This window comes from Leuconostoc kimchii IMSNU 11154, assembly GCF_000092505.1.
Taxonomy (GTDB): Bacteria; Bacillota; Bacilli; order Lactobacillales; family Lactobacillaceae; genus Leuconostoc; species Leuconostoc kimchii.
The window spans coordinates 345,510-370,457 of sequence record NC_014136.1; the positions used below are offsets into that span (position 1 = coordinate 345,510).

The following is a 24,948-nucleotide window of genomic DNA, read 5'->3' on the forward strand; positions in this document are numbered from 1 at the left end:
TTATTATCCTTCCTCTGGTAATTTCAGACCCATTTGTTTAGCGATTTCAAGCGGATCACCAGCGCGTTTATCAGGTTCTTTTGCATTCATCATGTTCATGAATGCGAAGTAATCTTGATTATCTAAATCTCCCGGCAAAATACCATACTCTTTAAATAATTGTTTTTTGAAGTAACGCAACTCTTCAAGTTGGTTTTTTTTGTCGAATACTAATCTTCTGATTCGACTGGTTCTGCTTTTGGGTCTTCTGCTTCTTCCTCTGCTTTGCGCTTTTGTTCTAGAACAGCCAAGTTATAATCAGAATCGCTCATACCTCGCATGCGCATTGTAACGTACCAATATGCCTCACCAAATTGAGTTGGGTCAATACTATCTTTAATCTTGGCGATTTCTTCATCTGACAAATCAAATACATTTTGAATAAGGTCAACCATTATTTTGGTAGACTTTATTCTGTTTTTCTTAGCTTCTAACTCTGAAAGATCTTCTTCATCTTGAAGTTCATCTATTTCGATTTCTGTCTCTTCTAACTTTTCGAATAAACCAAACGTTAAACGAACCCCTACTGTTTTGCGGATGCCAAACTTGTTTAATTTAATCTTTTCTGTGTTAACTGCCATTTTTAGGCTCCTTTTCTATATGTACAAAACCGCCCATTTTCATGTATTGTTTATTTATATGGCGAATTGGTTCTTTTTTATCCTTGACCACCAGCTGGCGGAACAGTTGCAGCAGTATATCCAGGGAATGTTTCTACGAACAAATCATCTAATTTGAATGCAGAAATCAAATCCGTGTACACTGCGTAAGGTTCCCCATCAAACTGTGCATCAACAATTGGATCTTGGGTGGTCAACGTCATTGTATCGTTAGAATCTGTTTCGGCAGCATTATTAGTTCCCATAGTCTTGTTGCCTTCAGTGATAATTCCGTTTGCGAATGCGTAATAAATCTTATTACGCTTGTCCAACGTACGTGTTACTGCAATAGCGGCAACGTGGGCATCTTCAATACCGTTAACAAATCGTCCCTTACCATTAGTCACCTTACCAAGTAACTTTTGCTTGGCCTCGAATCCAATATCCAAAAGTGTAAATTCTGCAGTTGGATAAGAGCGTGGATGCGTTGAACGCTTTGCTTTGTCGTTTGCATATTGCAAAGTTGGCGCTGTGTCCATAGAGTTAATTTGAATTTGTGTCGCACCTTCGGCGGTAGCTTCTGGGTGTCCATCAACCTCATAGATGCCGGTTGCGCTTAATCCATCGTCTCCTTTAATCAATTGACCTGTTTTGTCGTCAATTAAACCAAAATACGATGTAACAATACCTTGTGTTGCCATGAATTAATCCTCCAATAGATAATTTTTTTCAAAATAAAAAACCTTAGTCACTTGATCAGTTTTCGGGTCATTTATGTGTGATTTTGATTGAGTAATTACCCAATCGTTTTTTTCTAGTAATCTTGCTAATTTTATTTCAACGTCAAGTATTGGCTGATTAAAATCAGTCCCGTAAAATATTTGTACCTCAACGCCATAATTCATATTCCTGAAACGGTTATTGGCTCTCTTATCCAAATCATTAACCGTCTCCGCGATCAAGATAACAGTTGACTGCACGTCTTTTTGATATTCTTCATCAATACTTGTCGTAAAAACAGCGTCAGCAATTTTCAATGATTCAATTAAATCTTTAACCTCATAAGTTGGTAATATCATCATTTACCACCTTTCAAAAGCCTTTGATATTCAGCATATTGCGCCACTAAAACAGCATGACGTGAATTACGCCGCGTTTCATCAACAAAGTGATCTGCCGGTATAAATTTTGTCCCATCGTTGAGCAATCGAGCAATACGTGCATGGTTAATACCTTTGGCAGTGAATCCAACCAAAGAAGATCCGTCGACGATGTAATCGATATTGGCGTTTGAAACTTCTATTGAATCTGCTAAATGATCAACCTTGCTTGTATCACGATCGCCACTGTAGTGTTTTGTCTTAGTAACATCATGCAACGCTCGTTTATAAACTTCGGCGCCTACCAGCGTAATTTTTTTACGTTGTTGCAAGTTAGGCACTAGGTTATTCACTTCGTTCAACCAAACATCCAATGCAGCATCAAGTTCCATCAAACGCTCCCGACGGTTCTTTCGTGATCGTGACATAGTCAAACGCGATGGGTCCGTTTGATTCGTCAGATGATACATATTTAATATCATGAACCTTGCCAGTTTTGATGAACCTAACTTTTAGGTTATCTGTGACGCTCTCATTGTGCCTGACAGCGATTATTTTAGTTTCTTGAATATCTGTCCCAAAAATAGAATCAGACTGTGTGGTGGAACGGCTACGCGGTGCAAAACGCAACTGTTTAGTCGTGGGGACGAATACTTGTGTTTTTCTGCCTGTATTTTTGTTGTCAACTGATTTAACAGTACCGAATTCAACTTTTCCAATAAAATTACTAGGTTTTAACTTACCGCTAACCATTTGTCCTACCTACTTTCCACCTAATTTTGTTAAGCATGTACTGATAGGATTTTGGATAGGATATTTGTTGGCCAGATAAGGCACCACGCGAGTAATAATTAAAATCGACTAATGTTCTAATTGCCTGATTGAAAATAGTTAACTTGCGATATTCTTCGATGTTAATTGAAGAATCTATTGAACCGCGAGCATCTTCTTCGGCATATTCAATCAAATTATTAAGAACGTCATCATCACCATCAATAGCTAAATAATCTTGCATATCAGCCACCGTAACGCCTATTGAAGGTGCACGAGGCGAATTTGTTTCATCTGCCATAAATTACTCCTTATTTACCGTCGCTGCCTGCGGGTGTTGCTGTGTTGGTGATAAAGTAACCAGCTTTATCATCCGCTTTCTTAACACCGAAACGGAATGCAGCACCTAAGTAACGGCCATAAATCTTACTGTCCTCCCAAGCCAAGATAATTTCCTGACGGTTAGGGAATAGAACACCACGCTTTGTATCACCGATAAACGCCTTTTGGTCACCTGCGTTGCCGAACAAATCGTCGCCAATTACATAAACAGGCACACCTAACAAAGTGTGTCCAGAAGTTTGTGCTAACGATGCTATTGATTCTTGAAGCAAATAACGTCCATTCTTGTCTTTCAATGTATCAACGGCGTTGTAGAACGATTGGCTAGCGATAATTACACGAGTATAGGCTGGATCTAAATCAACATTCAAAATGTGCTTGATTTGGTCAGCCAATGTATCACTCGTAGTTGCCTTAGCAGTAAATGATTGTAACACTGGCGCAATTAATGCATTGTATGTGTTAACCTTCTTCTCGCCGATTGATTGGCCCACCAATGCTGTCAAATCAACTTTTGTATCGGCGATTGATTCTTCTGAAAGAGGAATCGCACCACGGTATGTGGCAACTGACCAATCTATTTCCTTGAAAGTTGGTTCGGCCAACTTAGGATTTTCAGCAAGTTCAGCAACAGAATTGAAACGATCAGTAGCACGTTGCAAAATTGGGTACTTACCACTTGGCGTGGTAACAGGTGTCTTGTTAACCAAAGTTGACAGGTCAACAACCGAATCAACTTCGGCAGATGGATCATAAATAATTTCTTCTGGAATCAACACGCCGACTTCTGATGAAGTAACTTGTGAAGAAACCGCATCAGAAATTTTTGAACCGCGAGAATGAATGAAGTCGTTGATGCCTTGCTTTTTCGCAGCGAGATCAGCAGTTTTATTGTCCAAAACGTTAGTCTTTTTACCATCATTTTTCGGCTCTGACGCAACGTCTTCAAAGCTCTTTAGTTGAGAGTTCAAAATATCGCGGCGTGTTTTTGAATCCGTTAATTCATCTTGAACTTTATTGATGTCTTCCAAACTTGCGGAATCGTCTTGAACCATGTTGTTCAATTTAGAATTTAAATCTGACGCCTTAGTGCTAGCATCACGAAATGCCGCTTGTAGTTGTTCTTTATTCATTTATTTTTTCTCCTCATTTACGTAAAATAGCCAACTTGGCTTGCACGAGTTTGTCGTGTTCGCTAGGCTGACTATCAGTTTTGTTGTTTTTTAGTTCTTTATTTTCATTAACCAAATCTTTAATTCGATTAATCGTCTTACGCGGCAGTACATTGCTGATTGAATTTGTCACAGGTTCGGTTTCGAACGTCATAATTTCATCAGCAAGCCCAAGTTCAATTGCATCATCGGCATTGATCCATGTCTCTTTATCCATCATGGCGAGGAACTCATCAACTGGACGACCCGTCTTGACAGCATAAGCCTTAGCGATAGCTTTATCGGTAGACTTTAAAGCATTAGACGTCTTGTCTAAATCGTTGTGATTGCCGCCCGCATAAGTGGATGCATTATGAATCATCAGTTGAGCAACGGGCGAAATTTGAACAGTATCACCAGCCATGGCAATAATCGAAGCAGCACTGTATGCGGAACTTTCAACTTGAATAATAACCCTACCCTGGTAATTTCGTAACCCGGTGTAAATCTCGTTAGCCGCATCAACCTCACCACCACCAGAGTTGATGGCAATTTCTAAATCAGAACCATCATCAGGCAATTTACTTAAAACATCAGCTGGTGATGTGACGCTCATGCCGAGCCAATCACGATAAATATTTGCATCATCATCGTTTGTGATCATGCCTTTAATGTTTAATCTCATTCACTCTCTCCTTTCTCCTGAACAGGTGGCACGTATGCAGGTAAATTAATTGGCAGCACGCCATATTTCTTGAGCATGAACTCTCCTTGCGCTTGACCCAAGGTGCCGACTTTTACCATGTCGTTAATTTGACTGACACGGGTAGCATCATCGACATATTGCAAGTCGAGTGACAAGTCATCGGCGTTCATTTTCAAAACAATTTCATCAATAACCGGTGCTACGTAACTAATTAGATTTTCGTAGTAAAGGTTTTTAATTTGCGTGCTGTTGCTGTGTTGACTCTCGGTACTATTACCACCCCCTAACATGTCTACTGGTACACCAAACGCCTTACTAATTTGGTTAGCGGAGTATTCAGCGTTGTTATTCAAAGCCTTAAATACATCTGCCTTCATTTCGAATTGGTTAAACGTAGAATTGGCATCCAAAACCATCAAGCGGCCATTATTATCGCCGTTATTTGCTTTTTCAAATGCGTCTCGTGCAGCATCGGCATCACCTTGTTCAAGCAAAGCATTACTAATTTGCAGTACGGATGTTGGCGTGATGCGGTTTTTAATTAAATTCAAACTTTGATCCGCGCTTGCTGTCGAAACCGTCAATTCTTTGGTTAAACTTTCCAAAGGCGACATCCCCACCAAGTACTGATAAGTTGCATCAGGCATCAGTCTAAAATGCAACATTTCGCCCTGGGTTAATTTTCGTTCTGGATGGTTGTTGTATTCAGCTAGAGTATAAACAGCTCCCTGATTTGAGCTGTCAATATCAATACTGATAATCGAAGATGGTGGTATTTGTTCCAAATAATCCAAATCTAACGGCACGTAAGCATTACCGCTTAGCAACAGTTGGATAACAACTCCCTGCCAAAACGAAAAGCGACCAATCAACTTTGATGGTTGATTAAGTCGCTCATTTACATATGTGTTTTCTGAATTAAATCTAGCACTCGCTATGTCACTCGCAATTCGATTAATGACACTGAATATATCACTGTTTTTAAGCGCGTTTCCGCCACCAACATATCCTATAGGTAGTCCAACGATTTTAGAAATGACGGGGTCGTATCCACGAGTAGCAGGATAACTAACGTCACTTATTTTATGGTGTCGATTTCTCGAAGTCATTAATCCCATTCATCATTCACCCCTTTCATTTTCAACAATTACAGCCATAACAACCAGACTTATTCCAGTAACGATAAAACCGGCAATGAAGTTAAAACTAAAAACGCCAATGTCAATCATTACGATGCCTGAAATAAAAAGAATGACGCCTAATAGGTTCTGCCATAATGTATTAATTAATTTTGTAAAATTTTTAATCATCCAAACATCCTCTTGAAATAATCTTTCTTTTCTTCTCGACTCAAGTCATTAAAGGGATTATAGTCCGCGTCCTTAAAGCCCTCAAAGTAGAATTGAGCGCCCGTATGTGCATTTATCAGCGCATCAGACGTGTCAATGTGGTCACTTGTTCTGTTCAATCGGTCAATTTTAACGGCACCACCTCTATCCTCAACCAAAACAGAATTTGTGAACCCGTCAATGATTAATGGGTCATTTAAAATTTCAGCATTGCCGTTAATAAATTGCCCCTGTAAGTCCTTGGTTGGGTTAGATAAAACCTGTGAAGTTGGTCTAACAGTAGATACCGGCCACTCATCATGATAATTTTCAATGCGCTTCAATAACCAATCAGACAAGTTGGGGTCAAGGGCTATCATTTTAACTTTCAAGTCGTTATCAGCAATAAAACTTTCTAACCAGTGATAAACTTGGTCCTTATCAATCGTTCCCTCAGGACTTCTAGTTATTGCACAAAAGCCCTCATTTTCCAATTCACGGTAATTAAGTCCGTCTTGTTTTTCTTTAGCCTCGATAGATTTAGCTTGAGAAAACGGAATAAAACTGAACTGTTTACAAAAGTATTCATCTTTGTTTACTTCTCGATGCGGAAAAATAAACCCAAATGATGTATTATCATTACTTTGGCTGCCATCGAAACCGATATAAACATCATGACCATAAATGTCAAAATATTCAATGATGTTTTTTTGAATATTCTCAAGAGACAAGTAACTGTTCTGAAATTTACGACTCCAAATATTCAGTGACTTGTTAACGAATGTAGCCAGCTCGCCACTTCTGTCAGCATCATCCCTGTCTTTGATCAAACTGCTAAGCTCTGATTTATATTTTTCTTCGCTTAATTCATTTAAGTTTGGGTTAGATTTATGCCAAATATCCTCATCGAATACTTCGTTTTCGCTGTCTTGGGCGTAAATAATCTGAAAGGTATTGTCTGCCTCGCGCAAATCATCTTGTTCGATAATCTTGCGCATTAAGTCTTGGTCTTTTTTGAATTTAACCTTAGCATTTGGATAAGCGGTTGAAATTTTAACAAACATACGGTTTTTAATACCGTTTTGTCCTGACGTTATTTGCCGCAAAGTTTCATTTTTATCAGGCTTTAGATTGCCAATCTCATCGTAAACAGCAATAACGTTGTGAAACGAGTCAAAACCACCGCCTTCTGATGTACCCTTACGAATAGTATTCTTACTAATACGTCCTATTACTTGCTGAGTTTGCGCATCGACATCATTCTCTTTAGCCCACGCTTGAAACTCAGGCATCTTAATGAGCCTACCGGCTTGAATCGACACATCGTTGAACAACTTAGTAGCATGTTCGCTATCATAACTAGCGACAAGGAAATCTTGTGATGTTGCTTCAGCGGCTACCATGAAGTAATAAAAGTTAACTAGCATAGATGCAATGAATGTTTTACCTTGTCTACGAGCAACGCTAATGTTAGATGTCGTGAACCTTGTACCATTTTCTTCTGTACGCCAACCTAACAAGCTATCTAATATGAAAGACTGCCAATTATAAGGTTTTAGTGTCACTCTGAAATTATCCGGATTCGGTAGTATTCGTGTGAAACTTTCGATCATGTCAACATAATCTATTTCATAATGATAGGGAAAATCACTATTTCCTTGTCTGCCCAAGTCTTGCAAATGTCTAAAACAAGCGAGTTGTGAGTCTCGACCAGTGATATATTTATCAGTAAACAATACATCATAGGCATATTGAGTAGCTGGATCATTGTATTTATCTAAATAGCGTTTGTATCGTCTTTTTTCGGACTTAACAGTTCCTTTAATATCTGTAACGCCAACTAAATTAAATGTCCGTGCCAAAGCTTAACCTCCTTATGTTGCTTACGCCCTTTTCGGATGCCAAAGGCTCGCTGGGAGCTATCTGACCAGAACGTGAGTCAAAAGATAACCCTAGGTCTATAGCCAACGATTTCATCGTCTTGATGCTATCGTTCATTATTGAGTATGCAGGATTCTTCTTACTAAAATCTGTTGTTTTATTACCCTCATTATCAAAATTATAGGCAAATATACCGTTTTCTGATATTTCTTTTTCTGCAATTATATAGGTTGCGTATGATGAACAAAACGATTCAAGATTAACTGTATCAATTTGCTTTATGGTGCCTAATTTTAGTAACTCAGGAACTATTTTTTTCCAAATTGTCACTCCGCTTCCTTTTAAATGATAAGGAGGGGTATCTTGTAGCTCGGTAAGTCCATTTTGTTTTTCCTGAAACTCTAAATTACGTTCTCGTTGGTCTGCTCTGACAGACTCATCGGTGCTAGTCGTTCTTTTTCTTCCAGCATTACGTTTATTTACCAAACAAACACCCCCTTTCACCAAAAGTTTGTGGTATATTAAAAGCATGTTTAAAACTCGTTAAACGTTGTTATATCAACGTTTTAAATTTAAAAATAGCCCATGTAAAAAGTTTTAATTTCTGCATTCGTAATAAATCAGGACGCCACTTAGTGACGCTCTCTCCATCAACCCCTACCCGGGGGTATTTTTTATATATACACGAACATTAAGCTAACATTCTCTTTATTTTTAAGCATATTGTTATACTTTTTGAGAATATTGATCAATCAACACTCCGCGCTTATATACGCTTACAGAATTGAATGCTACTGAATCACCAGCAAATATGAACGGCTCTTTTATAATAACTTTCTTACTAATTTTCAACCTTCTTAAATAACTTGAATTAACTTTAGATTTATTAAATCGTTTCGCTACTTTCATTTATATTTCCTTTCAACTCAAAATCATTTGTTTATTGCTTAATCATCAACTTACCAACATCAATCAATAATTTTTGTAAGTTGTCAATAAGAAAACGAATCAACAATGTAAACAATTGAAAAACTTATTTGAGTTATAATAACAATCAATCTTCATTCAATCTTTCATCGTGTTTCTTAATCGAATCCAATATCCAATCACGAACATCATCACATTGCCACGCCTTGCTTGTATCAATGTTCTCTATCGAAGTTCCATCATCATAAACATCATCTTCAAGCACGCCCTTGTACCAGTGACACCTCTTGCATATGACCCACAGGTTGCCCTTGTCTAGCTGCTTACGCTTATCTACCTTTCTGGGGATGATATGATCTACAACTAAGTAACCTTTGGATGTACTTGTTCGACCGCAACACTCACACGTGAACATTGCTTGTTGCTTCATTCCTAATGCTAAATGCTTCCATGTTGTCGTGTGATAGAACGCATTGGCTTCTTTGTCACGACTATGCATGTTGTAATCTTTGTTCTGTCGCTTGCGTTCATACGTTGACTTAGGTTTGAACTCTGGCTTAGGTCGATACATTCCTTTGTGCGTCTCACAGTATGGATTGTTTTGTACATAAGGTATAGTGTTGTGGCAATCAGGCTTACGACATATCTTTACTCTAGCCATTGGTTACTACCATTTTACAGGTCTTATACGCTTTGAGATCGGCGTATCGAATGTTTCTTTTGAGACTGATTGGACATATTTAAGACTGTCAAATTCCTGTGTCAGTATGATGATTTTATCTAAAGTTTCATATAATTCAAAAGCACCAACGTGCATCTTGCGAGCTTTTACGTTTCCTTTGTGGTTGTCGTAACTGAAATCATATCCTTCTGGGTCACTAAGCAACTTATCTGAATTAACAATGATAAAACTTCCATCGTGCAGGACGATGATATCCTTATCCGGATTTGTTTCTTGAAACAAAATCGTATCTTTTATATTCGTTTCATAAACGATTTCTTCCCAAGCAAAGTGATAATCACGGAAAAACTTACCACCTTTACGAGGTTCTGAAATATCAAGAATATAAACACCTCGTTCATCTGCACTGTCAACCGTATATCCCTGATCTAAAAGTATGTTTAACTGTTGAACACCTTGAAAATCTTCTACTAGAATTGCTTTCTTCATGTTACTCACCCTTTCCTACTGAATTTATTTACAATATCAACCAGCCGCTTATAAAACATATGTCTGTCTGATATTCTTTCGTTTTCAATGTGTTCATCAAGTTTGTTAGCTGGATTAGAATAGAACTCTTTAACATGCAGCTGTTCGTTAGCATTGAAATAGATATAAGTCCCATCGTGCGCTTTGATTACGCCATCATAAACATTATCAAGGTGTATGCTTTTATCTTTACTGCATTTGATTATTCCGGTTCCGGTAGTCCTCATTCGTTCTCTCCTCCTTAACCAATCATGAAGTAGCCAATGATTACTAATAAACCAATTAACCCAATATATGACATGAGCATAAGACGTTCAGCTATCTCTATGCGACGTTGTTGGCTTACGATAGTTGATTTCAATGAGCTAATCTCCGACTTAAGCGAATGAATCTCTTGCTCATTACTTTCAATACGTGTTCTCAGTTGCGTCACTTCGTATGCCGTATTTACCGCGTGTTCTTCAACATCGTCACGCAAATGCATTATTTCTAACGTATGATTTGCGGTAACGGATTGTGTGTATTCTTTGCCAGCCTCATCAATAATGTTGGTTATCGTTTCAATATCAACCGTCATAGTCATCTCCTCATCCACATCATATGGCTCTTGTAGTCTATCTGCCTGTTATCCAACACTTCTGATACAATCTGCACTCTTGCTCTCGCATGTCGTGCTGCACTCTCACGTTTCAAGTCATCAGCGTGTTGTTTGTTAATTTGTGTCGCTGTCTTGATATGGCGCTTGCGTTTGCGAGCTGTTCGTTCTGATTCATTCATGGTTAACTCCAATAAAAAAGCACCCGTTAAGGTGCTAAATAATATGTACGAGCATTCCTGCTCATATAACATTAAGTGCTAGTCCGTCTTCCTTGGCTAGCAATGTGAATGGCAGGACTCGAACCTACTGTAAGCCACACTAAGTATTACATTCACCCACAGAAATCACCTAACTAGTATAAAGTCGCTTTCAATTGAATTAGCAACTATGGCGATAACTGAATTGACAGGGTAAGGATTTGCACCTTGCAAGATAGCCTCGGAATGTTCGGCCAGCTCCGACTTTTAAAACCCAATTGTTAACTATCAACATTGTCTTTTTGCGTCTACCTATTCCGCCACCTGCCACGATAGATATTCCAACCTATCTATTTAACCCAAATACTTATCTGTTCCTTCAGGCGTGTTCTTCGTTTGATAATTATCAACACTACCATTATTGCACCTTTTTCAGGTCAAAAACTCGCAAAAAACTCGCATGTTTTCAGGGGTGTGAGTTATCCACAGCCTTAAACATTGACTCTCGATATATCTTTTTAATGGCAGTCATATCTCGATAACATTGGCTCTCTGACTTAGACAACATACGCGCCACCTGATACCAACTCCGTTTTCGCCGTCTATCGTACTTAAGTTGCAACATGGCACGTTCTTCACTCGTTAGTATTTTCAAGAAGTTAGTCATCAACCACTCGTCACGTATGAACGATTGTAAAATGTAGTCACTCTCTTGAATGATTAGACCATCATCCACTGGACGTGTATGTTTGTTCTGCGCACGGCCACCACCAATATTCTCATCAATCATATCTGGCAACTTTAACTCTTTTTTGCGTTGCACGATCTGCATGTCAATTATGCCTGAATAATAATCGCTTAAGAATTTATCAATCTTATCTGCCACGCGTTACTCCTTTCTCAACCAAATGTAGTTAACATCACTCCACCTCCAACTCAACCGCGTGTATTTTAGGTTTTGACCGCTTATTAACTTCTGATTCTGTCATAATTTTTTAGCCTCATATATTTTAAAACCATCACGTACAACAGTATATCCGTAGAAGTCTTCTAAAATATCTTTCGCGCGATTTATATCAATACGAATTGTTTTGTCATCCAGTTCGTATTCATGTCGATATTCTCTGATGTCGATGCGCCTTTTAAAATAAAAATCATGAACCAAATGACCGACACGATAATCTTTTCTAACTTTCATTTCACTACCTCTCCATTCCTGTAATGAAATCCAATCTCGGATAAACTTCTCTTAATTGTCGATAGCGACACGTTGCAATGCTTCGCGATTAAATCAAGTTCTAATACATTGTCTTCCTTAATCAACTTCCTGATTTTGCTGTTTCGCTGGTATCGCATCTGGCGCTGTTGCACTGTCCGTTTGTCAAATGCTTGTTTGTATTGCCCGCGCTGTTTCGCAGTTTGACGATACGAGTTTTCAGAATCGTCTAAATAATCTTCTAGCTTCATTGTTATTCCTCCACAACCTTAATCACGTTTGGATCTAACCATGCACGCATTGCGTTTGTTGCTGTTATATGTTCATCTTGTGCCCATTCTGCACAGTTAGTCATATTCCAACCTGCTGTATGGTACTTCCATTGACCATTTCTTGTGCCGCCCATTCAGGCATTAGATCCACCCTGTATTGAAATTCTTCAACTACTACTGGCTTCGCTCTGTATTTAGCCATTAATTTTCCTCCGTATATTTTCCAAATAACTCATCTTTTAATAAATCAAAAATTTTAGAGTGACCTACAACATCAAATTTATTACTGTTTTCAATATTTTTTAAATCATCTTTGTAAAATGCTTGATTATCAATTTCTATTTTTCCGTGCAAATGAATAGCTCTCACATATCTTCCATTAACACCCATGTAAATGAAATTTCTACTCCAGTATTGATTTTCTTTTTCAAAATATTTGTCATGTGAAGCCATGTTATTTCTAACAATGTCGCCGATTTCAGGATATGCTCTAAACTTAATCTCTCTGCTCATCTGTAACCTCCACTAATTCAATTGCGTTCTTTGATGATAGGTAATTGTTGAAGTAATCTACAAATTCTGATAATGTGATAACCCAATTTTTACCTTTTAGTAGTGAATATCCCTCGTTGACTAAATCTCCGTTTTTATATCGCGTGTCATAGTACGCATTGAAATTGTCTAGTGCACCCGGGATTATTTCTTTTATTCGTTTCATCTTTACTCCTAAGCAAATACCAACTTAACTTTATCGACTTCTCTATCTTCGATTTCTTTTTGCAGATGACCATAAATCTTATTGATCATATCCGTGTTTGAATGCCCAACCTGCTTAGCAATGTAATTTATTTGAATGCCGTTTGAGATTAGTGTTGAGATGTAGCTGTGGCGCAATTTGTGTACTGAAATCGCGCCAATGCCTCTCAATTTCAAATATTGGTGCAACTTCTCGTTGACTGTTGAATTAAAGATATGCTTATCTTTCTCATGAAGTAGTGGTAAGTCGCTATCGCTAAGATTATTTTTTTCTGAATACTCATGATATTCGAATAATAGTTTTTCGATTGTTGGATCAATATTTACGGTGCGAATGCTGGACAGATTTTTTGTCGGCATAAAGCCGCCTGTTCTGGTCTTGTAATTCCACGTCTTATTAATTGACAATTTGCCATCAGAAACATCAGATATTTGAATTCCCATAACCTCACTAATACGTGCCCCTGTATGAATTGCAACCGCTAGTATCATCAAGTAGGTTTGCTCAGATATTGGACCATTTTTAAATATTGGTTCCTTGTTTAATACTTCTTCTAGTTTGAAATCCAAATAATTTTTAAATCCCACGAACTCCTTCATATCTAGCCATTTCTTTTCGTTCTTTTTGTCGGAACGTTTTTCAGGACTCCAACTGTTTTCAACTGAGTGAATGACAATGTTTGTCTTACTAAATCCAGTGATGAAACCGTCATCAACCGCATAATTCAGTGATGAATATATCAAGTTTTTAAAATCAGTTACTGTTTGATGTTGTCTTGTCTTTCCGTACTCATCTAACATAAACTGCAATACTTGCCGATTATTCTCTAAATCAGTTAACTTCAACTCGTGTAAATTATTTTCCAACCACTTTTTTGTAAGTTGGTACTTGCAATAAGTAACTTTAGTCACGAAATCCTTTTTGTAATTTACTGCAAACCATTCAAAATATTCCCAAAATTTCATCTTGCTAACAGATGATACTATTTTCTGTTTTAAACTTTCAACTTCAACATCAGATGTCAAATATTCCATATGTGTTTAACTCACTTTCTATATGCGCTTCGTATTTCTCGCCTTCCCATTTTTGAATACCGAAATATTTTTTGACTTCATCAGAATAGGGCATGATATTCACGCTTGAAAAACCCAAAAAGTCATCATTATCATTTTGAATAAAGAAAACGCCACGCGCTTCTCTGGTCAACACATCACCGTGTACCACGGCAGCGTTTATTCCGCGTATTGCTAGGTTAAAAATCAAGAATGGTAGCGCCCTGTCTGACAATTCTTCCGCGAAGAACAGGTAATTAGACGGCTTGTAATCAAACGGACTAGTAGCCATTTGGTCTTGATGCCATTTTCTGATTAGCATGCCACCTGTTCCAGCTGTTGGTTCGTAGTAACTGTTACTAGTGCCGACAATCTTTGACAATATATCTGATATTGAATCAGGCGTAAAATCTTGTTTGTTTTTCTTCCGTTCCGCCTGTTCCTCTTCGTAATATTCATGAAATCCGTCATATGATAAATCTCTAGTATATTCGTCTAAATATCTCATCATTGCCGTTTCACGTTTTTCTTTGTCGAGAACGATCTTCATCATTTCATCTGGTAGTTTAAACGACTCTTTAACTCCAAATATCTCGTGTATTGTTTTACTGGCTGTTTTAATCATCATTTCTCCTCTATGAATTTTTCTAGTTTTAAATCAAGCGCTTTGGACAATTTAACAATTGAGCTAAAATACGGGTCGCGTCTCCTGCCACTAACGATCATAATGACGTTGTTCCCATCGTTAAATCCCCCCCTGCGAGCCACATCTGCATATCTGTAATCCAATGCCAACATCTGTTTAGCAACTAATCTACCAATATGCGTATTTTCAGGGTCTTATGAAAAGAAAATTAAATTGTCGTGTCTGAGTTCTCTCATGTTCTTGCCTCTATTTCGTAAATTTCAACTCTTGGCTCGGCTTTGTCGATGTAAAAATCGTGGTCAAATCCGTTGATGTTTTTAAAATTGTCATTATCCAGAAACGGACGTCTGTGCGTGATGGCCTTTTGCATGCCATCAAATATAAATTTTTGTGTAAATGCCCAGTTGTCTGGGTCAATTCTCTTGTCTGGTAAATACCAGTCAAACTTTAATTTGCACGGCCAATTAAATGCCACGCCATCGACCATTGCTTGAAGAAATATTGATCTTGCATACAAAGTCCCTTGCTTTTTCAACTTAGCTGCAATGAATTTATTCTTTCTTTCAGCTTCAATATATTTGTTTAGTGTCAATGGTTTCAAAACCGTTAACCCTAACGTAACTTTTTCCATTGTTTTTTACCCTCTAAAACGTTCACTGTGATATTTTAGCTTTCAAACGTCTATTTATACCAGATGACTATTTAAATGTGTTATTCGCTAGTTTAACTAGTAAATAATCGTCTTAGAACTCACACGCCATCGTTAGCTCGCTTAAATAATCTGCAACGCTTCATCAAAACCAAATTCACTACGCGTCTTTTCAGAACGTCCCTTGCCTGTGTGTTTCACAATGCTGTTGCTGTTAATGTATCGACGGCATGCAATCGCGTTGCCAATAAAATAAATAACTTGCGTCTTGATGCCAATCACTTTATGATTTTCCAAATTTCCGTCCTCTGATTTCTAGTTCTTTTAATATTTCTGGCGTGACCAACACGCCGTTAATGTGATATTTACTTTTAAATTCTGACAGTCCAACGCTGTGCAACTCCATATGATGCGCGTGGCTCAAACTAAACACCGTGTTGCCAACGTTACTGATGGCGTTTCTATCTCGTCCCATGCCAACCGCGTGTTCGCCGTGAGCTAGCTCAACTGGTCGTGAACCGTCAATAACATCAAAACCCTCAATCAGAGCCTTGTACTCCCAATGTTTTATTTCATCGGGTTCTAACGCATCTAGTGGCTTAAAACTCAATGGCACATCGTGTTCTGCCACAAAGTCCAACATGAATGTGATGAGCTCCGCTGCTACTGATTTTTCGACATCTCGTAACGAGAACTCGTCTAAGTCCTTCCATTGCTCGAACCACATCTTAAACATTTGCTTGACGTATTCCGGCATGTCGCCTGACCAATTAGAGATGTCACGGAACAGTGCGTATATGAATTTGCGTTGCTTGCTGCTAATCTCACGGTCATCAGTCACTTGTATCTCAACTAATGTCTGTTTAAACAACTGATAGGTTGCCAAGAATTGATTAGCGCTTGTTTCATCTTCAAATCTAAATATGATTTCATTACCCGCTTTTTTAGTTGGGTACGCTTGAAAAATTTTCATTTGTTCACCTCATGGGCATCTCACCCATCTGCATGGTTACGCCATGTCGAGCGGACGCAGGAAATTCTGACAAACCTCTTCCACTGGACTAATCAGTTTTACGACGATGATTAGGTCGTAAGGTTACTGTTGTTCTTCTGTTTCTGCTTTTTGATGCCACTCTGTAACTGTCGCGAGTAACTGCTTATAATTGTCTTCATGAACAAATTTAAGCGCTGGTACTCCTGCTGCTTTCAGGGCGAATGACAGTAGTTCTTTGCCGCTCATTTTGGAAGCTTCGTCAATCATTCTGACTAACAATGACAATTGTTCTTGAGTGATCAACTTCGCCTCTGGCTGCTTTGGCGGTTGGCTGTTACTTTGGCGGTTGGCTACTTTTCCTGCACTGTTGCCATCGTCATCAACATCACTCGCAATCCCAAAAGCCATGGATAGGCTGTATCGCCTGGCATAGGTTAGTGCTGACCCTTCCGCCTGCGCCGAGTTTGTGCCACGGTTCCCTAAATCATCAGCCACCCGTGAGCCAACTAAATCCAATGTCTCACCATAGCCAATAATTCGTGTTAACATTACGCCATCTTGAACAATGTTCGTGAAGAAAAAACTAGCACCTGCTTTTTTCTTGGCATTAATAATCGAATTGATGACTGCATCTAGCGTGACGTAGCTAGATTTAAACATCGGGTTGCTCGCGTCTTTCTTAGGCTGTTCAATGTTGTTCTGCGTTTCTGCCAACGCTTCAAATAGATTCTTAAAATCTGCCATCATTCACCTCTAAATTTAATACCACGTGATTTCATGAAGTCAGCTAAATCATTCAAATCAGCCACTGTGGCTTCAAGAATGTGCACTGTACGGTTATATCGTTTCTCAACCGGCTTTGGTTGAATGACTTCACCATCTTCATCAACTAGCTTGTCGCCCACTTGTTTAGCATTAGATTCACGTTCTTGTTGGCGCTTAATCTCAGCCTCTTTAGCGCGTTTATCTTCATCTTCTTTAGCTTGCCTAATTTCAATATCACGATGAATTTGTGCTTTGACGTCCGCCAAGTCGCGATAATCAAGCATTGAAACATATGGTGAAGCTTCCACGCCAACGCTACTAGCCTCAATCTCTATTTGATTGATTTTCAACGCGTGTAATTCGTCATCTTTTTTGATTTGGGTAATCTGTGCATCAATCTCGCTTAACATGTCATTACGGCTGTAAGTCTTGTTTAGCCACTTTTCATTGAACTGGATACGCGCCCAATCAACACCCTGTTCACTCGCTAGGGTTATCACATCATTCATGATTACCGCACGGCGTCGTTCTTTGATTTCGTTTTCAATCGGCAACATTTGTGATTTCAACAAATCAGATGCCTGCTTACCTTGCTTTTCAATCGACATCATCTTCTTTTTGACATCAGGCCAATTACCTAATACTCGTTCTTCAATGTTTTTTCGTTGGCTGCTGATGTCCTTAATTGTTTTGGCGATTTCGCTGCGCAAATCTTTTGCTTTGCCATAACTTTCTTCAACAACTGGAAACTCTTTGTATTTATTCAGCATCTGGTCAGTGTTTTCTACCAGTGCATCTAAATCAGGCACTTCAATATTTGCCGGCGTTAGCTCAGCTATTTCTAGTGCATTAATTGTTGCTACTTCATTTGCCATGTTGTTCTCCTGTCTAATCAATGCTTAAAATTAAATTACTAATCTCTTCGTTTAACTCTTGAATGCAGTCGTTGGCTTGATCTATCTTTTCGTATGCCTTACTGCGTTCGGATTCCAAATATTCAATACGCGACTGCATACGTTCCCAATTTCTGTCTGGCTTATCAGGCTTGTAAAAATCAATTGCATCTTGAACCATTTGCCTTATTCCTCATTTCTTGCTATATTTGAGGTATTATTTTTGTGAATAATTTATACCTCACGTCTAACCACGCCAATGGCTAGGCGTTTTTTTACTGTTCAATTTCTTCAAAGCCCCAGTCGCCACCAAAGCATTTCAATGCCCTGACGCGTGCATCTATCCAACTAAATCTATCGGACGTTTTCACGTCGCGTTCGACTATTTCGCCGTTTTCCGTGCGCACTGCTTGATATTTTGTCATCTGATATCCTCCAATCCAGCAAACAACAACACATTTTCTGTTTTCTTAGTCACTAATCGACTAATTAACTTGTCATTGTACATGCCCTCTAATTCGCTCCTGACGTTATTTGACGTCACGATGGTACTCTTAGTCCTTTTATCGTTTTCGTCCACCTCATAGCGCGCATCAGCCACTCTCATGTAGAACTGCTGTAAACGTTCGGTTGCTTGCTTGCCATTTCCAGACATGCCTACTTCTGAACCAAAGTCATCAAGTATCAAAACGTCAACCTCTTGCATCGACTTTGCGATACGATCTAATTTAGCTCTGGCACCCAAATCACTAAATTCATACATGACTGATTCACGTAACGCCACAGTACTAACAAACATCACTGTCTTGTGGCTGTATCTTTCCAATGCATTGACTAGCGCTAAGGTGATGGCTGTTTTACCAGTACCGGCATTGCCAAGAATGAAGATGTTGAAGTTATCAGACCTTAGTCGTTTGAAAATATCCGTTGCTTGATTTTTGATTTTTGTAGCCAGCTTCACGTTTGTTTGTCGTTCTGGTAACCACCTCTCAAATGTGAATGTTGCCTTTCGGTTCGATGGCCATAGACTATCGCGGTCATATACCTTACGTTTCAATGCGAGATAATCAGCTGCTGCTTTTTCTTCTGCTTGTTTGTCGATGTCCGCTAACTTAGTTGCTAGTTCTTCCTCGCTAAGTAACGTGCCACCGTGTGATTTAATCCATTCAGTTGCAAAGTCTGATACGTTATTCATAATCTATTCCTTGTAGTATTTACCCAATGCTGCTCGCATGCCTTCTTCCTGTGTCATGTTGCGCATATCAGTATTATTTGGTTTGACATTGTTCTCGTTGAGATAACCCTCAAACTTATTGCTAAATAATGTTTCTGGTCGTAAGAACTTGTTCATTTTTTGATCATTAACCCATTGACTACTCTTAACATCAATCACTGCTTTGAAATCATCTAAGCTAAACCCCTCGTTAAAACGTGCTTTAATCAGTGATTTTGTTTTTGAACCGCTACTTCGGTATTTATTTCTAGTCTTTTTATTCAAGTAATCAACAATTTCTTTGTAGGGCACGTGGTCGGGTTCGTCAGAACCAGACAATATATCTTTACTATCCTTACCTAACCTATCCTTACCTAACCTATCCTGTGCGGACATTTGGTTGTCGTCTGGTTGCGAAATGGTTGTCATTTTGTTTCTAATGAAGTAAGACCCATCTACGTCAACGTTTAAAATACTTTTTTCAGAACGGTAAATTGTTGGTTTCATTCTGTCTTTTCGTATTTTATTGTTCAAATTCCAATCTTTTACAACGCTGACACCGTTCTCAAACATGATGATAAAACCCTTAGCTTTTAATAGTGATAAATCATCGCTGTTTGCACCATAAGCTCGGCTTAACATTTTTGCATTACCGATAAACCCCTCATCATCTGCTTCCATTCCTAAGTGAAAGTACAGTAGTTGACTCGACATTGGCATATCTACAAATGTGTCACTTGTTGTAATTTCTTTGCTAAACATTCTTCTTTGCGCCATGACTACCCCTCTTCCTTACTTCTAAATTCATCTAAGCTGACATCTAATGCATCAGCTATTTTTTCCATTGTGTTGAAATCTGTACCAGCACTTTCATCATTTTTAATTCGATAAACTGTACTCATATCAACACCTGAATTTTTGCCTAGCCAATACCATGACTTGCCTTTTTCTTGTAACAATTTATTCAATTTTTCATTTATTTTCATGTACAAATACTGTCCTTTCAGTACTAGTTTTGATCTTATTGTTCTTTTATTCTGGTATGATTGAGTTATCAAATAATTTTAAAAAAGGTGCATTTAATGACTAAAAAAATTTTTTTCGTTTCGCCCATTGGATCAGAAGGTTCTGCAGAAAGACGCACCTCTGATTTTGTTTTGAAATCTATTATAAAACCAGTGTCTGAGAGATTAGATTATGAAACACTGCGTTCAGATTTAATTAACAGTACAAATACTATTGATCAAGACATTATTAACCAATTAAATAGCGCTGATTTGGTTATTGCTGACGTTACTGGTACTAACGCAAATGTCATGTTTGAATTAGGTTATCGGTTTTCATTAAAATCACCGTTAATCGTAATCGCTCAGTCAGTTGCTGAACTGCCGTTCGACATACATAATTTGCGTGTAATGATTTACGAAAAAGAGTTACCAGACCTTGAAAAAATGCAATCACAACTAGAACAAATGATTAAAGTTTTTGAAAACTTTAAGCCTGAATCAGAATCTAAAAATTTGGGTGAAGAAATGGGAGAGAAAATGGCTCTCGACGCTATTTCAAGTGGTGATTTTTCTAAAATAAAGGAATTTGCAGAATTAGCAAAGACTTTTGGTTTGGATAAATAATTATTTTTTTGAATTCAACCCATCTACAAAACCTAATAAGAAGTTGACTTGTGCCTTTAACTCGTTAATTTCTTTTTTTAATTCCATAATTTCTTTATTCATTTTCCTAATCCTCCACTACATTGTTAATTAAGAACGCTGCTTCTTTTTCTGTGTAACCATTCTTGATAAGTTCTTCGTAATCGTGTTGCGCTTCTCGCTCATTAAACCGGTTCTCATCCCATCTGAACAGTGCGATGCCTGCTGAGATGATGATGAACCATGTGATTGCTGTTGCCATTTGTTACCTCCTAAATTTCACCATCATATGTTTTTCCAACGGATACGGCTGCTTTGAACTTCTCCCAAGACAGCAACGGAATAATCCCGCCACGGTCAAATGGAATAAATGGTGCGTCTGGTCTACCCAATAGATACTTACGCAATGTTGCGATATTTGTTCGTTCGTACAACTCTAGTTGGTTCATTGTTAATGAAGGTGGCCAACCAATTTCGTGATAAAGTCGTAACTCTTCAATTCTTTCTGGTGTTAATTGATATGCTGTTGCCATAATTTCTCCTTAATTGTTTAAAAACCGATCGCGACACTCGATAAAATCAATCATGCTCATGCCGCGCCTCCTTTTTCTTGCAAAAACTTGTTCACGAAGTAAATTTGACCTTTTCCAGTAACCTTAGGCGTACTAGTTGTACGTACTGAACCATCAGGGTTATTAACTGTTCGTGTCTTTGTTTCCATAATTTCTAAGTCCATACTCTTTTGAGTTGGCAAGTTATGTTGCTCTCCTCGTACGCCTAAATATTCATGTTCGCGTAACCAAGTGAACAAACGATTTTGACCAATGTTTACGCCATTTTGTCGCAGTATTTTCGCTAACTGTCCAATCAGAATACTGTTGTTGCTCGTGTCAACTGCATCAGCAAATAGTGCTTTAGGTTTCATTTCAGCAATGATTTGGTCTTTCTGATCAAGTAATAACTGTGACGCTTTCAAGCCAAGTGCCATTTGATAAGATGGATCTTGTGAAAGTTGCTTATATCGCTTTTCAACTTGAATGAAATAATCACGAATTTGTTGACTTTTTTCAGTTTTTGACATCATAGCCACGTTCTTGGCCATGTCGACCGTGAGTGAATAATCTTGAATATTTTGAAGCTTGTCAGGGTTAGCTTTGTTATAGGGCGTACCTGTAAGTACACCCTTAAAATCAACTCCGTCAACGTACATTTCTTGGTATTGTTCAAACCAAGCGCTAAAACGTTTCTTAACACCAAGTTCTTTATATAATTCCCGAGCACTTACTCGTGCCTCGCCTTGTTCGTTTTGGTTAATCTTGATAATTTCGTTCATGTGTTTACCTTTCTAATGTTGTAAATTGTGATAAGTGCTATCCTTTAGTTACTGGCTCATTTGCCTAGTCTTATGAAAGGAGAAAAAATAATGAATGAATTTGAAAATGTTCATTTAGAACATGAGTACTCACTAGAATCTGGAACATTACACGTTGATACACCAGGTTCTAAACATTTCAAAGATATTTTTATTGAAGAGACCCCATCTCTATTAAGAAAAATATCTTTGTACGATAACGGTTTGATTATTTATTTTGAGCAGACATCTTCAAAGATTGTCTTACGTACCAATCGCCCACTCTACCAAATCGGCGACGGTAAGTTTTCAATTGAAGACCCTGAGAAGTAACAATTGAAATCGATCCCGTCTGGGTACCAGTCACTTGCGTGATTTGGTACCTTTTTCTATTGATTGTTTTTGTTGCCATGCTTTCTTCCTCCTATGTTAGTTGTTCAGTTTTCTGAACTTTAACTGTAAAAAAATAAGCCGCCATTTCGTTATCGCTAATATCAAGAACTTTGCAGATATTCAATATTTCGTCTTGACGAAACGGAACACCTTTTAATTTATTGGTTAGCGAAGCCGCTGAAATTCCAATCTCTCTGGATAGAGAGCTTTGATTGAATCCCTTCGACTTAATTCGTCCATACAGACGCTCATAATCAAACTTTATCATTTTGCACCTCCTTTACTTTTAGTTCAGTTTTCTGAACACCCTTATAGTAACACCTATATTTTCATAATGCAACAAATTTGTTTAGTTTTTCTGAACTTTTTTTATTTTATAGTTGAGTTTTACTGAACTTTAGTTTATACTTATTTATGACCTATTAAGGAGAAAAAATATGGAAAGTTTTAATTCTAGACTTAAAATAGCTATGGATCACAAAAACATAAAACCTGCAGATTTAGCAAAAATGACGGGAATTGGAAAGTCTTCTATAAGCCAATGGCTTGCTGGAAAATATTCTGCAAAGCAAGATAACATATTTGTTATCGCTAAAACATTAAATATTAATCCAAGCTGGTTAATTGGTGCTGACGTCCCAATGAATGACGAGTCTATATTAGATAAAATATATAATGTGGCTAACAAAATCAGCAAGGAACGTCAAGAAAAAGTTTACAAATACACAAAGCAACAGTACAATGAGCAAAATAAAATTGTTCAGATGCCCATAAAACGAGAAGTTGTTATATCAGGAGCCGTTTCTGCTGGTACTGGCGAGTATTTGGGAGACGGTCATGAAGAAACAGTCGCTTATGAAGGCGAAATACCACCACACGACTTTGCAGTCATCGTAAACGGCGATTCGATGGAACCTACTTTTGCAGACAAGCAAATCATATTTGTCGATAAGACTAAAGAAGTGTTCAACGGTCAGTTCATCATTGCTGATTATGATCAACAAGCCTACGTCAAAAAATTCATGAGTGATGAAAACGGCGCACGCCTTGTGTCGTTAAATCCAAAATACAATGATATGCCGTTAGATGAAAATCATGAATTATCAGTATTCGGGGTCGTCGTTCTATAAACCGCTATGCGGTGTACATATATGTGCTAAGTGTTCACATTAAACCGCTGGTGGAGATAAATAGATATGTCACAGGAGAATGGTAATTTTTATAAGAAACCGTGGTTGTGGGTATTAATTACGATCGGGGTCGTATTGTTGCTGATTGCGCTAATATCGGCAACAAACAAAAAGGACTCCAATGTTAAGGCAACGGATAGTTCAAGCAAACAAAAAGTCTATAATTTGAAAGTTAGCAGCGTCAAAGCAAATGATACGTCTGACTGGGAAATTTCAGGTACAACATCAGCGCCGGATGGAGCAAAGGTGTTTGCGACATACGGAGACTCTTCTGATACTGATTATTTTGGAGTAAACGCAGCTACTTCAAAATCTATGACTTCTTGGGCAAAGGTAAACAATGGAAAATTTACCATGCTTGTTGATCCTTTGACATTACATTATTACAGCGAATATAAAACAGATACACCCATTAAAGCGTACCTTTTTGCTGTCACTGATTTAAAGGGAAGTCTATCTAAATACAATGTAGAGTCTAAAATAAGTGACGATTTACAATACGACATTGCCAAGAATATAAAAAAGACTAATCTAGTACTGAACAAGTCACAAGCAGACTACTACAACAGCTTAGGCTCTTCTAGTTCTAGCGAGAAACCAGACGATGATGAAACTTCATCGTCAAGTAGTGAAGCTACCGATGCTAGCTCATCAGACGATGCATCATCATATCAAACAGGAATTACATATGATCAAATAGCAAGGACGCCAGATGACTACAAAGGCAAAAAAATGCAATTTACCGGTAAAGTAGTCCAAGTAATGGAAGATGATGATGAAACCCAAATACGATTAGCGGTTGACGGAAATTCAGATAACATTATTTTAGTTGGATATGATCCAGATACATTGAAAGGCTCACGAGTTTTGGAAGATGATTTAGTAACCATATCTGGAGACAGTGTTGGAACAGTTTCATATAAATCTGCTATCAGTGGCAAAATAACCGTGCCAGCGATATATGCTAAAATCGTTAACGACCAAGGAAAAGCTAGTGATGACTATGGTTATTAAAATATAAAAATAGACAAATAAAAAAGCACACCCAACCGGCAAAAG

At 38.1% G+C, this 24,948-nt stretch carries 44 protein-coding genes; 4 read left to right on the top strand and 40 right to left on the bottom strand.

Going from position 1 to position 24,948, the window contains the following annotated elements:
• Positions 1 to 3: 3 nt before the first annotated feature.
• The 36 genes from LKI_RS11170 to LKI_RS02300 all read right to left on the bottom strand — a co-directional run bounded on the left by LKI_RS11170 (position 4) and on the right by LKI_RS02300 (position 20,292).
• Positions 4 to 138, bottom strand: a complete 135-nt coding sequence (locus LKI_RS11170; protein ID WP_278183704.1) for a hypothetical protein — start codon at positions 136 to 138, stop codon at positions 4 to 6.
• Positions 139 to 209: 71 nt separating this feature from the next.
• Positions 210 to 620, bottom strand: coding sequence for a phage tail tube assembly chaperone (locus LKI_RS02135; protein WP_013102493.1), 411 nt, complete (start codon positions 618 to 620; stop codon positions 210 to 212).
• A 77-nt stretch (positions 621 to 697) separates the two neighbouring features.
• Entirely contained in the window at positions 698 to 1,339 is a 642-nt protein-coding gene (locus tag LKI_RS02140) for a phage tail protein (protein WP_013102494.1), read from the bottom strand.
• Between the two features lie 3 nt (positions 1,340 to 1,342).
• Complete coding sequence (locus LKI_RS02145; RefSeq protein ID WP_242651980.1) at positions 1,343 to 1,720, bottom strand: DUF806 family protein; 378 nt, start codon at positions 1,718 to 1,720, stop codon at positions 1,343 to 1,345.
• Positions 1,717 to 2,130: an HK97 gp10 family phage protein gene (locus LKI_RS02150; protein WP_013102496.1), complete on the bottom strand. Its 414-nt coding sequence runs from the start codon at positions 2,128 to 2,130 to the stop codon at positions 1,717 to 1,719. The genes LKI_RS02145 and LKI_RS02150 overlap by 4 nt, the downstream gene beginning before the upstream one ends.
• Entirely contained in the window at positions 2,120 to 2,491 is a 372-nt protein-coding gene (locus LKI_RS02155) for a phage head closure protein (protein WP_013102497.1), read from the bottom strand. The genes LKI_RS02150 and LKI_RS02155 overlap by 11 nt, the downstream gene beginning before the upstream one ends.
• On the bottom strand, positions 2,484 to 2,810 hold the full coding sequence (locus LKI_RS02160) for a head-tail connector protein (RefSeq protein WP_013102498.1): 327 nt from the start codon (positions 2,808 to 2,810) through the stop codon (positions 2,484 to 2,486). The genes LKI_RS02155 and LKI_RS02160 overlap by 8 nt, the downstream gene beginning before the upstream one ends.
• Positions 2,811 to 2,820: 10 nt before the next feature.
• Positions 2,821 to 3,984 carry a phage major capsid protein gene (locus tag LKI_RS02165; protein WP_013102499.1) on the bottom strand — a complete coding sequence of 388 codons (1,164 nt, stop codon included), beginning with the start codon at positions 3,982 to 3,984 and terminating at the stop codon, positions 2,821 to 2,823.
• 13 nt (positions 3,985 to 3,997) lie between these two features.
• Positions 3,998 to 4,687: a head maturation protease, ClpP-related gene (locus tag LKI_RS02170; RefSeq protein WP_013102500.1), complete on the bottom strand. Its 690-nt coding sequence runs from the start codon at positions 4,685 to 4,687 to the stop codon at positions 3,998 to 4,000.
• Entirely contained in the window at positions 4,684 to 5,826 is a 1,143-nt protein-coding gene (locus LKI_RS02175; protein WP_013102501.1) for a phage portal protein, read from the bottom strand. The genes LKI_RS02170 and LKI_RS02175 overlap by 4 nt, the downstream gene beginning before the upstream one ends.
• Positions 5,827 to 5,829: 3 nt before the next feature.
• Positions 5,830 to 6,018: a DUF1056 family protein gene (locus LKI_RS02180; RefSeq protein ID WP_013102502.1), complete on the bottom strand. Its 189-nt coding sequence runs from the start codon at positions 6,016 to 6,018 to the stop codon at positions 5,830 to 5,832.
• Positions 6,015 to 7,898, bottom strand: a complete 1,884-nt coding sequence (locus LKI_RS02185; protein ID WP_013102503.1) for a terminase large subunit — start codon at positions 7,896 to 7,898, stop codon at positions 6,015 to 6,017. The genes LKI_RS02180 and LKI_RS02185 overlap by 4 nt, the downstream gene beginning before the upstream one ends.
• Entirely contained in the window at positions 7,882 to 8,403 is a 522-nt protein-coding gene (locus LKI_RS02190; RefSeq protein ID WP_041773569.1) for a phage terminase small subunit P27 family, read from the bottom strand. The genes LKI_RS02185 and LKI_RS02190 overlap by 17 nt, the downstream gene beginning before the upstream one ends.
• Before the next feature lie 568 nt (positions 8,404 to 8,971).
• Complete coding sequence (locus LKI_RS02200; RefSeq protein WP_013102506.1) at positions 8,972 to 9,505, bottom strand: HNH endonuclease; 534 nt, start codon at positions 9,503 to 9,505, stop codon at positions 8,972 to 8,974.
• 6 nt (positions 9,506 to 9,511) lie between these two features.
• Positions 9,512 to 10,015 (bottom strand): hypothetical protein, encoded by a 504-nt coding sequence (locus tag LKI_RS02205; RefSeq protein WP_013102507.1) that lies wholly within the window; start codon positions 10,013 to 10,015, stop codon positions 9,512 to 9,514.
• Positions 10,016 to 10,020: 5 nt separating this feature from the next.
• Positions 10,021 to 10,281 carry a hypothetical protein gene (locus tag LKI_RS02210; RefSeq protein WP_013102508.1) on the bottom strand — a complete coding sequence of 87 codons (261 nt, stop codon included), beginning with the start codon at positions 10,279 to 10,281 and terminating at the stop codon, positions 10,021 to 10,023.
• A gap of 14 nt (positions 10,282 to 10,295) precedes the next feature.
• On the bottom strand, positions 10,296 to 10,631 hold the full coding sequence (locus LKI_RS02215) for a hypothetical protein (protein ID WP_013102509.1): 336 nt from the start codon (positions 10,629 to 10,631) through the stop codon (positions 10,296 to 10,298).
• Positions 10,632 to 10,633: 2 nt separating this feature from the next.
• The gene (locus LKI_RS02220; RefSeq protein WP_013102510.1) at positions 10,634 to 10,831 is read right to left on the bottom strand and encodes a hypothetical protein; all 198 of its coding nucleotides are present in this window, start codon (positions 10,829 to 10,831) and stop codon (positions 10,634 to 10,636) included.
• Positions 10,832 to 11,315: 484 nt separating this feature from the next.
• On the bottom strand, positions 11,316 to 11,735 hold the full coding sequence (locus LKI_RS02225) for a DUF722 domain-containing protein (RefSeq protein WP_013102511.1): 420 nt from the start codon (positions 11,733 to 11,735) through the stop codon (positions 11,316 to 11,318).
• Between the two features lie 99 nt (positions 11,736 to 11,834).
• Positions 11,835 to 12,047, bottom strand: a complete 213-nt coding sequence (locus LKI_RS02230; RefSeq protein WP_013102513.1) for a hypothetical protein — start codon at positions 12,045 to 12,047, stop codon at positions 11,835 to 11,837.
• Positions 12,044 to 12,316 (bottom strand): hypothetical protein, encoded by a 273-nt coding sequence (locus tag LKI_RS02235; RefSeq protein ID WP_013102514.1) that lies wholly within the window; start codon positions 12,314 to 12,316, stop codon positions 12,044 to 12,046. The genes LKI_RS02230 and LKI_RS02235 overlap by 4 nt, the downstream gene beginning before the upstream one ends.
• Positions 12,317 to 12,318: 2 nt before the next feature.
• Positions 12,319 to 12,471 (bottom strand): hypothetical protein, encoded by a 153-nt coding sequence (locus LKI_RS10955; RefSeq protein WP_187286361.1) that lies wholly within the window; start codon positions 12,469 to 12,471, stop codon positions 12,319 to 12,321.
• A gap of 67 nt (positions 12,472 to 12,538) precedes the next feature.
• On the bottom strand, positions 12,539 to 12,850 hold the full coding sequence (locus LKI_RS02240; protein WP_013102517.1) for a hypothetical protein: 312 nt from the start codon (positions 12,848 to 12,850) through the stop codon (positions 12,539 to 12,541).
• Positions 12,834 to 13,055 carry a hypothetical protein gene (locus LKI_RS02245; RefSeq protein ID WP_013102518.1) on the bottom strand — a complete coding sequence of 74 codons (222 nt, stop codon included), beginning with the start codon at positions 13,053 to 13,055 and terminating at the stop codon, positions 12,834 to 12,836. The genes LKI_RS02240 and LKI_RS02245 overlap by 17 nt, the downstream gene beginning before the upstream one ends.
• Positions 13,056 to 13,063: 8 nt before the next feature.
• Positions 13,064 to 14,128 carry a site-specific integrase gene (locus LKI_RS02250; protein WP_013102519.1) on the bottom strand — a complete coding sequence of 355 codons (1,065 nt, stop codon included), beginning with the start codon at positions 14,126 to 14,128 and terminating at the stop codon, positions 13,064 to 13,066.
• Entirely contained in the window at positions 14,109 to 14,774 is a 666-nt protein-coding gene (locus tag LKI_RS02255; RefSeq protein WP_242651982.1) for an N-6 DNA methylase, read from the bottom strand. The genes LKI_RS02250 and LKI_RS02255 overlap by 20 nt, the downstream gene beginning before the upstream one ends.
• A 250-nt stretch (positions 14,775 to 15,024) precedes the next feature.
• Positions 15,025 to 15,423, bottom strand: a complete 399-nt coding sequence (locus LKI_RS02265; protein WP_013102522.1) for a dTDP-glucose pyrophosphorylase — start codon at positions 15,421 to 15,423, stop codon at positions 15,025 to 15,027.
• A 141-nt stretch (positions 15,424 to 15,564) separates the two neighbouring features.
• Positions 15,565 to 15,738, bottom strand: coding sequence for a hypothetical protein (locus tag LKI_RS10960; RefSeq protein WP_013102523.1), 174 nt, complete (start codon positions 15,736 to 15,738; stop codon positions 15,565 to 15,567).
• A complete protein-coding gene (locus LKI_RS02270) occupies positions 15,725 to 16,414 on the bottom strand; it encodes a putative HNHc nuclease (RefSeq protein WP_013102524.1) in 690 nt (229 codons plus the stop codon). Before LKI_RS02270 ends, LKI_RS10960 begins: the two co-directional genes overlap by 14 nt.
• A gap of 123 nt (positions 16,415 to 16,537) precedes the next feature.
• Positions 16,538 to 17,179, bottom strand: coding sequence for an ERF family protein (locus LKI_RS10595; protein WP_013102525.1), 642 nt, complete (start codon positions 17,177 to 17,179; stop codon positions 16,538 to 16,540).
• Positions 17,179 to 18,075, bottom strand: coding sequence for a DUF1351 domain-containing protein (locus LKI_RS02280; protein WP_013102526.1), 897 nt, complete (start codon positions 18,073 to 18,075; stop codon positions 17,179 to 17,181). Before LKI_RS02280 ends, LKI_RS10595 begins: the two co-directional genes overlap by 1 nt.
• Positions 18,076 to 18,088: 13 nt before the next feature.
• A complete protein-coding gene (locus LKI_RS02285) occupies positions 18,089 to 18,274 on the bottom strand; it encodes a hypothetical protein (RefSeq protein ID WP_013102527.1) in 186 nt (61 codons plus the stop codon).
• 94 nt (positions 18,275 to 18,368) lie between these two features.
• On the bottom strand, positions 18,369 to 18,518 hold the full coding sequence (locus LKI_RS10965; protein ID WP_013102528.1) for a hypothetical protein: 150 nt from the start codon (positions 18,516 to 18,518) through the stop codon (positions 18,369 to 18,371).
• Complete coding sequence (locus LKI_RS02290; RefSeq protein ID WP_013102529.1) at positions 18,515 to 19,288, bottom strand: ATP-binding protein; 774 nt, start codon at positions 19,286 to 19,288, stop codon at positions 18,515 to 18,517. The genes LKI_RS10965 and LKI_RS02290 overlap by 4 nt, the downstream gene beginning before the upstream one ends.
• 3 nt (positions 19,289 to 19,291) lie before the next feature.
• Positions 19,292 to 20,083 carry a conserved phage C-terminal domain-containing protein gene (locus LKI_RS02295; protein ID WP_013102530.1) on the bottom strand — a complete coding sequence of 264 codons (792 nt, stop codon included), beginning with the start codon at positions 20,081 to 20,083 and terminating at the stop codon, positions 19,292 to 19,294.
• Between the two features lie 2 nt (positions 20,084 to 20,085).
• Positions 20,086 to 20,292 carry a helix-turn-helix domain-containing protein gene (locus LKI_RS02300; protein ID WP_013102531.1) on the bottom strand — a complete coding sequence of 69 codons (207 nt, stop codon included), beginning with the start codon at positions 20,290 to 20,292 and terminating at the stop codon, positions 20,086 to 20,088.
• Positions 20,293 to 20,388: 96 nt separating this feature from the next.
• Here LKI_RS02300 and LKI_RS02305 point away from each other — a divergent pair, with 96 nt between their 5' ends.
• On the top strand, positions 20,389 to 20,937 hold the full coding sequence (locus tag LKI_RS02305) for a TIR domain-containing protein (RefSeq protein WP_013102532.1): 549 nt from the start codon (positions 20,389 to 20,391) through the stop codon (positions 20,935 to 20,937).
• A 106-nt stretch (positions 20,938 to 21,043) separates the two neighbouring features.
• Here LKI_RS02305 and LKI_RS10970 read toward each other — a convergent pair whose 3' ends face one another.
• The 3 genes from LKI_RS10970 to LKI_RS02315 are packed head-to-tail and all read right to left on the bottom strand — an operon-like array spanning position 21,044 to position 22,288.
• Positions 21,044 to 21,217 carry a hypothetical protein gene (locus LKI_RS10970; protein WP_013102534.1) on the bottom strand — a complete coding sequence of 58 codons (174 nt, stop codon included), beginning with the start codon at positions 21,215 to 21,217 and terminating at the stop codon, positions 21,044 to 21,046.
• A gap of 10 nt (positions 21,218 to 21,227) precedes the next feature.
• Positions 21,228 to 21,488 carry a hypothetical protein gene (locus LKI_RS02310; RefSeq protein WP_013102535.1) on the bottom strand — a complete coding sequence of 87 codons (261 nt, stop codon included), beginning with the start codon at positions 21,486 to 21,488 and terminating at the stop codon, positions 21,228 to 21,230.
• Positions 21,489 to 21,544: 56 nt separating this feature from the next.
• Entirely contained in the window at positions 21,545 to 22,288 is a 744-nt protein-coding gene (locus tag LKI_RS02315) for a phage antirepressor KilAC domain-containing protein (RefSeq protein ID WP_013102536.1), read from the bottom strand.
• A 90-nt stretch (positions 22,289 to 22,378) separates the two neighbouring features.
• On the opposite strand from LKI_RS02315, the gene LKI_RS02320 reads away from it, so the two are divergent.
• Positions 22,379 to 22,639: a hypothetical protein gene (locus LKI_RS02320; protein WP_013102537.1), complete on the top strand. Its 261-nt coding sequence runs from the start codon at positions 22,379 to 22,381 to the stop codon at positions 22,637 to 22,639.
• A gap of 91 nt (positions 22,640 to 22,730) precedes the next feature.
• On the opposite strand, the gene LKI_RS02325 is transcribed toward LKI_RS02320, so the two are convergent.
• A complete protein-coding gene (locus tag LKI_RS02325; RefSeq protein ID WP_013102538.1) occupies positions 22,731 to 22,967 on the bottom strand; it encodes a DUF739 family protein in 237 nt (78 codons plus the stop codon).
• 169 nt (positions 22,968 to 23,136) lie between these two features.
• Between LKI_RS02325 and LKI_RS02330 the strand changes: the two genes are divergently transcribed.
• Positions 23,137 to 23,829, top strand: a complete 693-nt coding sequence (locus LKI_RS02330) for an XRE family transcriptional regulator (protein WP_013102539.1) — start codon at positions 23,137 to 23,139, stop codon at positions 23,827 to 23,829.
• 66 nt (positions 23,830 to 23,895) lie between these two features.
• Positions 23,896 to 24,903 carry a hypothetical protein gene (locus LKI_RS11120; RefSeq protein ID WP_013102540.1) on the top strand — a complete coding sequence of 336 codons (1,008 nt, stop codon included), beginning with the start codon at positions 23,896 to 23,898 and terminating at the stop codon, positions 24,901 to 24,903.
• The last annotated feature ends 45 nt before the right edge of the window (positions 24,904 to 24,948 follow it).

Excerpts from the sequence above, each read along its gene's own strand:
- LKI_RS02310 (WP_013102535.1), bottom strand. The coding sequence starts at position 21,488 with ATGGCAACAGCATATCAATTAACACCAGAAAGAATTGAAGAGTTACGA.
- LKI_RS10955 (WP_187286361.1), bottom strand. The coding sequence starts at position 12,471 with ATGGGCGGCACAAGAAATGGTCAATGGAAGTACCATACAGCAGGTTGG.
- LKI_RS02285 (WP_013102527.1), bottom strand. The coding sequence starts at position 18,274 with ATGGTTCAAGATGCAATTGATTTTTACAAGCCTGATAAGCCAGACAGA.
- LKI_RS02140 (WP_013102494.1), bottom strand. The coding sequence starts at position 1,339 with ATGGCAACACAAGGTATTGTTACATCGTATTTTGGTTTAATTGACGAC.
- LKI_RS10965 (WP_013102528.1), bottom strand. The coding sequence starts at position 18,518 with ATGACAAAATATCAAGCAGTGCGCACGGAAAACGGCGAAATAGTCGAA.
- LKI_RS02305 (WP_013102532.1), top strand. The coding sequence starts at position 20,389 with ATGACTAAAAAAATTTTTTTCGTTTCGCCCATTGGATCAGAAGGTTCT.
- LKI_RS02230 (WP_013102513.1), bottom strand. The coding sequence starts at position 12,047 with ATGAAAGTTAGAAAAGATTATCGTGTCGGTCATTTGGTTCATGATTTT.
- LKI_RS02255 (WP_242651982.1), bottom strand. The coding sequence starts at position 14,774 with ATGATGATTAAAACAGCCAGTAAAACAATACACGAGATATTTGGAGTT.
- LKI_RS02240 (WP_013102517.1), bottom strand. The coding sequence starts at position 12,850 with ATGAGCAGAGAGATTAAGTTTAGAGCATATCCTGAAATCGGCGACATT.
- LKI_RS02135 (WP_013102493.1), bottom strand. The coding sequence starts at position 620 with ATGGCAGTTAACACAGAAAAGATTAAATTAAACAAGTTTGGCATCCGC.
- LKI_RS11120 (WP_013102540.1), top strand. The coding sequence starts at position 23,896 with ATGTCACAGGAGAATGGTAATTTTTATAAGAAACCGTGGTTGTGGGTA.
- LKI_RS02180 (WP_013102502.1), bottom strand. The coding sequence starts at position 6,018 with ATGATTAAAAATTTTACAAAATTAATTAATACATTATGGCAGAACCTA.
- LKI_RS02280 (WP_013102526.1), bottom strand. The coding sequence starts at position 18,075 with ATGGCAAATGAAGTAGCAACAATTAATGCACTAGAAATAGCTGAGCTA.
- LKI_RS02175 (WP_013102501.1), bottom strand. The coding sequence starts at position 5,826 with ATGGGATTAATGACTTCGAGAAATCGACACCATAAAATAAGTGACGTT.
- LKI_RS02300 (WP_013102531.1), bottom strand. The coding sequence starts at position 20,292 with ATGAAAATAAATGAAAAATTGAATAAATTGTTACAAGAAAAAGGCAAG.
- LKI_RS02315 (WP_013102536.1), bottom strand. The coding sequence starts at position 22,288 with ATGAACGAAATTATCAAGATTAACCAAAACGAACAAGGCGAGGCACGA.
- LKI_RS02150 (WP_013102496.1), bottom strand. The coding sequence starts at position 2,130 with ATGGAACTTGATGCTGCATTGGATGTTTGGTTGAACGAAGTGAATAAC.
- LKI_RS02235 (WP_013102514.1), bottom strand. The coding sequence starts at position 12,316 with ATGAAGCTAGAAGATTATTTAGACGATTCTGAAAACTCGTATCGTCAA.
- LKI_RS02170 (WP_013102500.1), bottom strand. The coding sequence starts at position 4,687 with ATGAGATTAAACATTAAAGGCATGATCACAAACGATGATGATGCAAAT.
- LKI_RS02155 (WP_013102497.1), bottom strand. The coding sequence starts at position 2,491 with ATGGTTAGCGGTAAGTTAAAACCTAGTAATTTTATTGGAAAAGTTGAA.
- LKI_RS10970 (WP_013102534.1), bottom strand. The coding sequence starts at position 21,217 with ATGGCAACAGCAATCACATGGTTCATCATCATCTCAGCAGGCATCGCA.
- LKI_RS02200 (WP_013102506.1), bottom strand. The coding sequence starts at position 9,505 with ATGGCTAGAGTAAAGATATGTCGTAAGCCTGATTGCCACAACACTATA.
- LKI_RS02265 (WP_013102522.1), bottom strand. The coding sequence starts at position 15,423 with ATGGAAAAAGTTACGTTAGGGTTAACGGTTTTGAAACCATTGACACTA.
- LKI_RS10595 (WP_013102525.1), bottom strand. The coding sequence starts at position 17,179 with ATGGCAGATTTTAAGAATCTATTTGAAGCGTTGGCAGAAACGCAGAAC.
- LKI_RS02270 (WP_013102524.1), bottom strand. The coding sequence starts at position 16,414 with ATGAAAATTTTTCAAGCGTACCCAACTAAAAAAGCGGGTAATGAAATC.
- LKI_RS02295 (WP_013102530.1), bottom strand. The coding sequence starts at position 20,083 with ATGGCGCAAAGAAGAATGTTTAGCAAAGAAATTACAACAAGTGACACA.
- LKI_RS02165 (WP_013102499.1), bottom strand. The coding sequence starts at position 3,984 with ATGAATAAAGAACAACTACAAGCGGCATTTCGTGATGCTAGCACTAAG.
- LKI_RS02215 (WP_013102509.1), bottom strand. The coding sequence starts at position 10,631 with ATGACGGTTGATATTGAAACGATAACCAACATTATTGATGAGGCTGGC.
- LKI_RS02210 (WP_013102508.1), bottom strand. The coding sequence starts at position 10,281 with ATGAGGACTACCGGAACCGGAATAATCAAATGCAGTAAAGATAAAAGC.
- LKI_RS02325 (WP_013102538.1), bottom strand. The coding sequence starts at position 22,967 with ATGATAAAGTTTGATTATGAGCGTCTGTATGGACGAATTAAGTCGAAG.
- LKI_RS02245 (WP_013102518.1), bottom strand. The coding sequence starts at position 13,055 with ATGAAACGAATAAAAGAAATAATCCCGGGTGCACTAGACAATTTCAAT.
- LKI_RS02220 (WP_013102510.1), bottom strand. The coding sequence starts at position 10,831 with ATGAATGAATCAGAACGAACAGCTCGCAAACGCAAGCGCCATATCAAG.
- LKI_RS02145 (WP_242651980.1), bottom strand. The coding sequence starts at position 1,720 with ATGATGATATTACCAACTTATGAGGTTAAAGATTTAATTGAATCATTG.
- LKI_RS02205 (WP_013102507.1), bottom strand. The coding sequence starts at position 10,015 with ATGAAGAAAGCAATTCTAGTAGAAGATTTTCAAGGTGTTCAACAGTTA.
- LKI_RS02330 (WP_013102539.1), top strand. The coding sequence starts at position 23,137 with ATGGAAAGTTTTAATTCTAGACTTAAAATAGCTATGGATCACAAAAAC.
- LKI_RS02320 (WP_013102537.1), top strand. The coding sequence starts at position 22,379 with ATGAATGAATTTGAAAATGTTCATTTAGAACATGAGTACTCACTAGAA.
- LKI_RS02290 (WP_013102529.1), bottom strand. The coding sequence starts at position 19,288 with ATGAATAACGTATCAGACTTTGCAACTGAATGGATTAAATCACACGGT.
- LKI_RS02160 (WP_013102498.1), bottom strand. The coding sequence starts at position 2,810 with ATGGCAGATGAAACAAATTCGCCTCGTGCACCTTCAATAGGCGTTACG.
- LKI_RS02250 (WP_013102519.1), bottom strand. The coding sequence starts at position 14,128 with ATGGAATATTTGACATCTGATGTTGAAGTTGAAAGTTTAAAACAGAAA.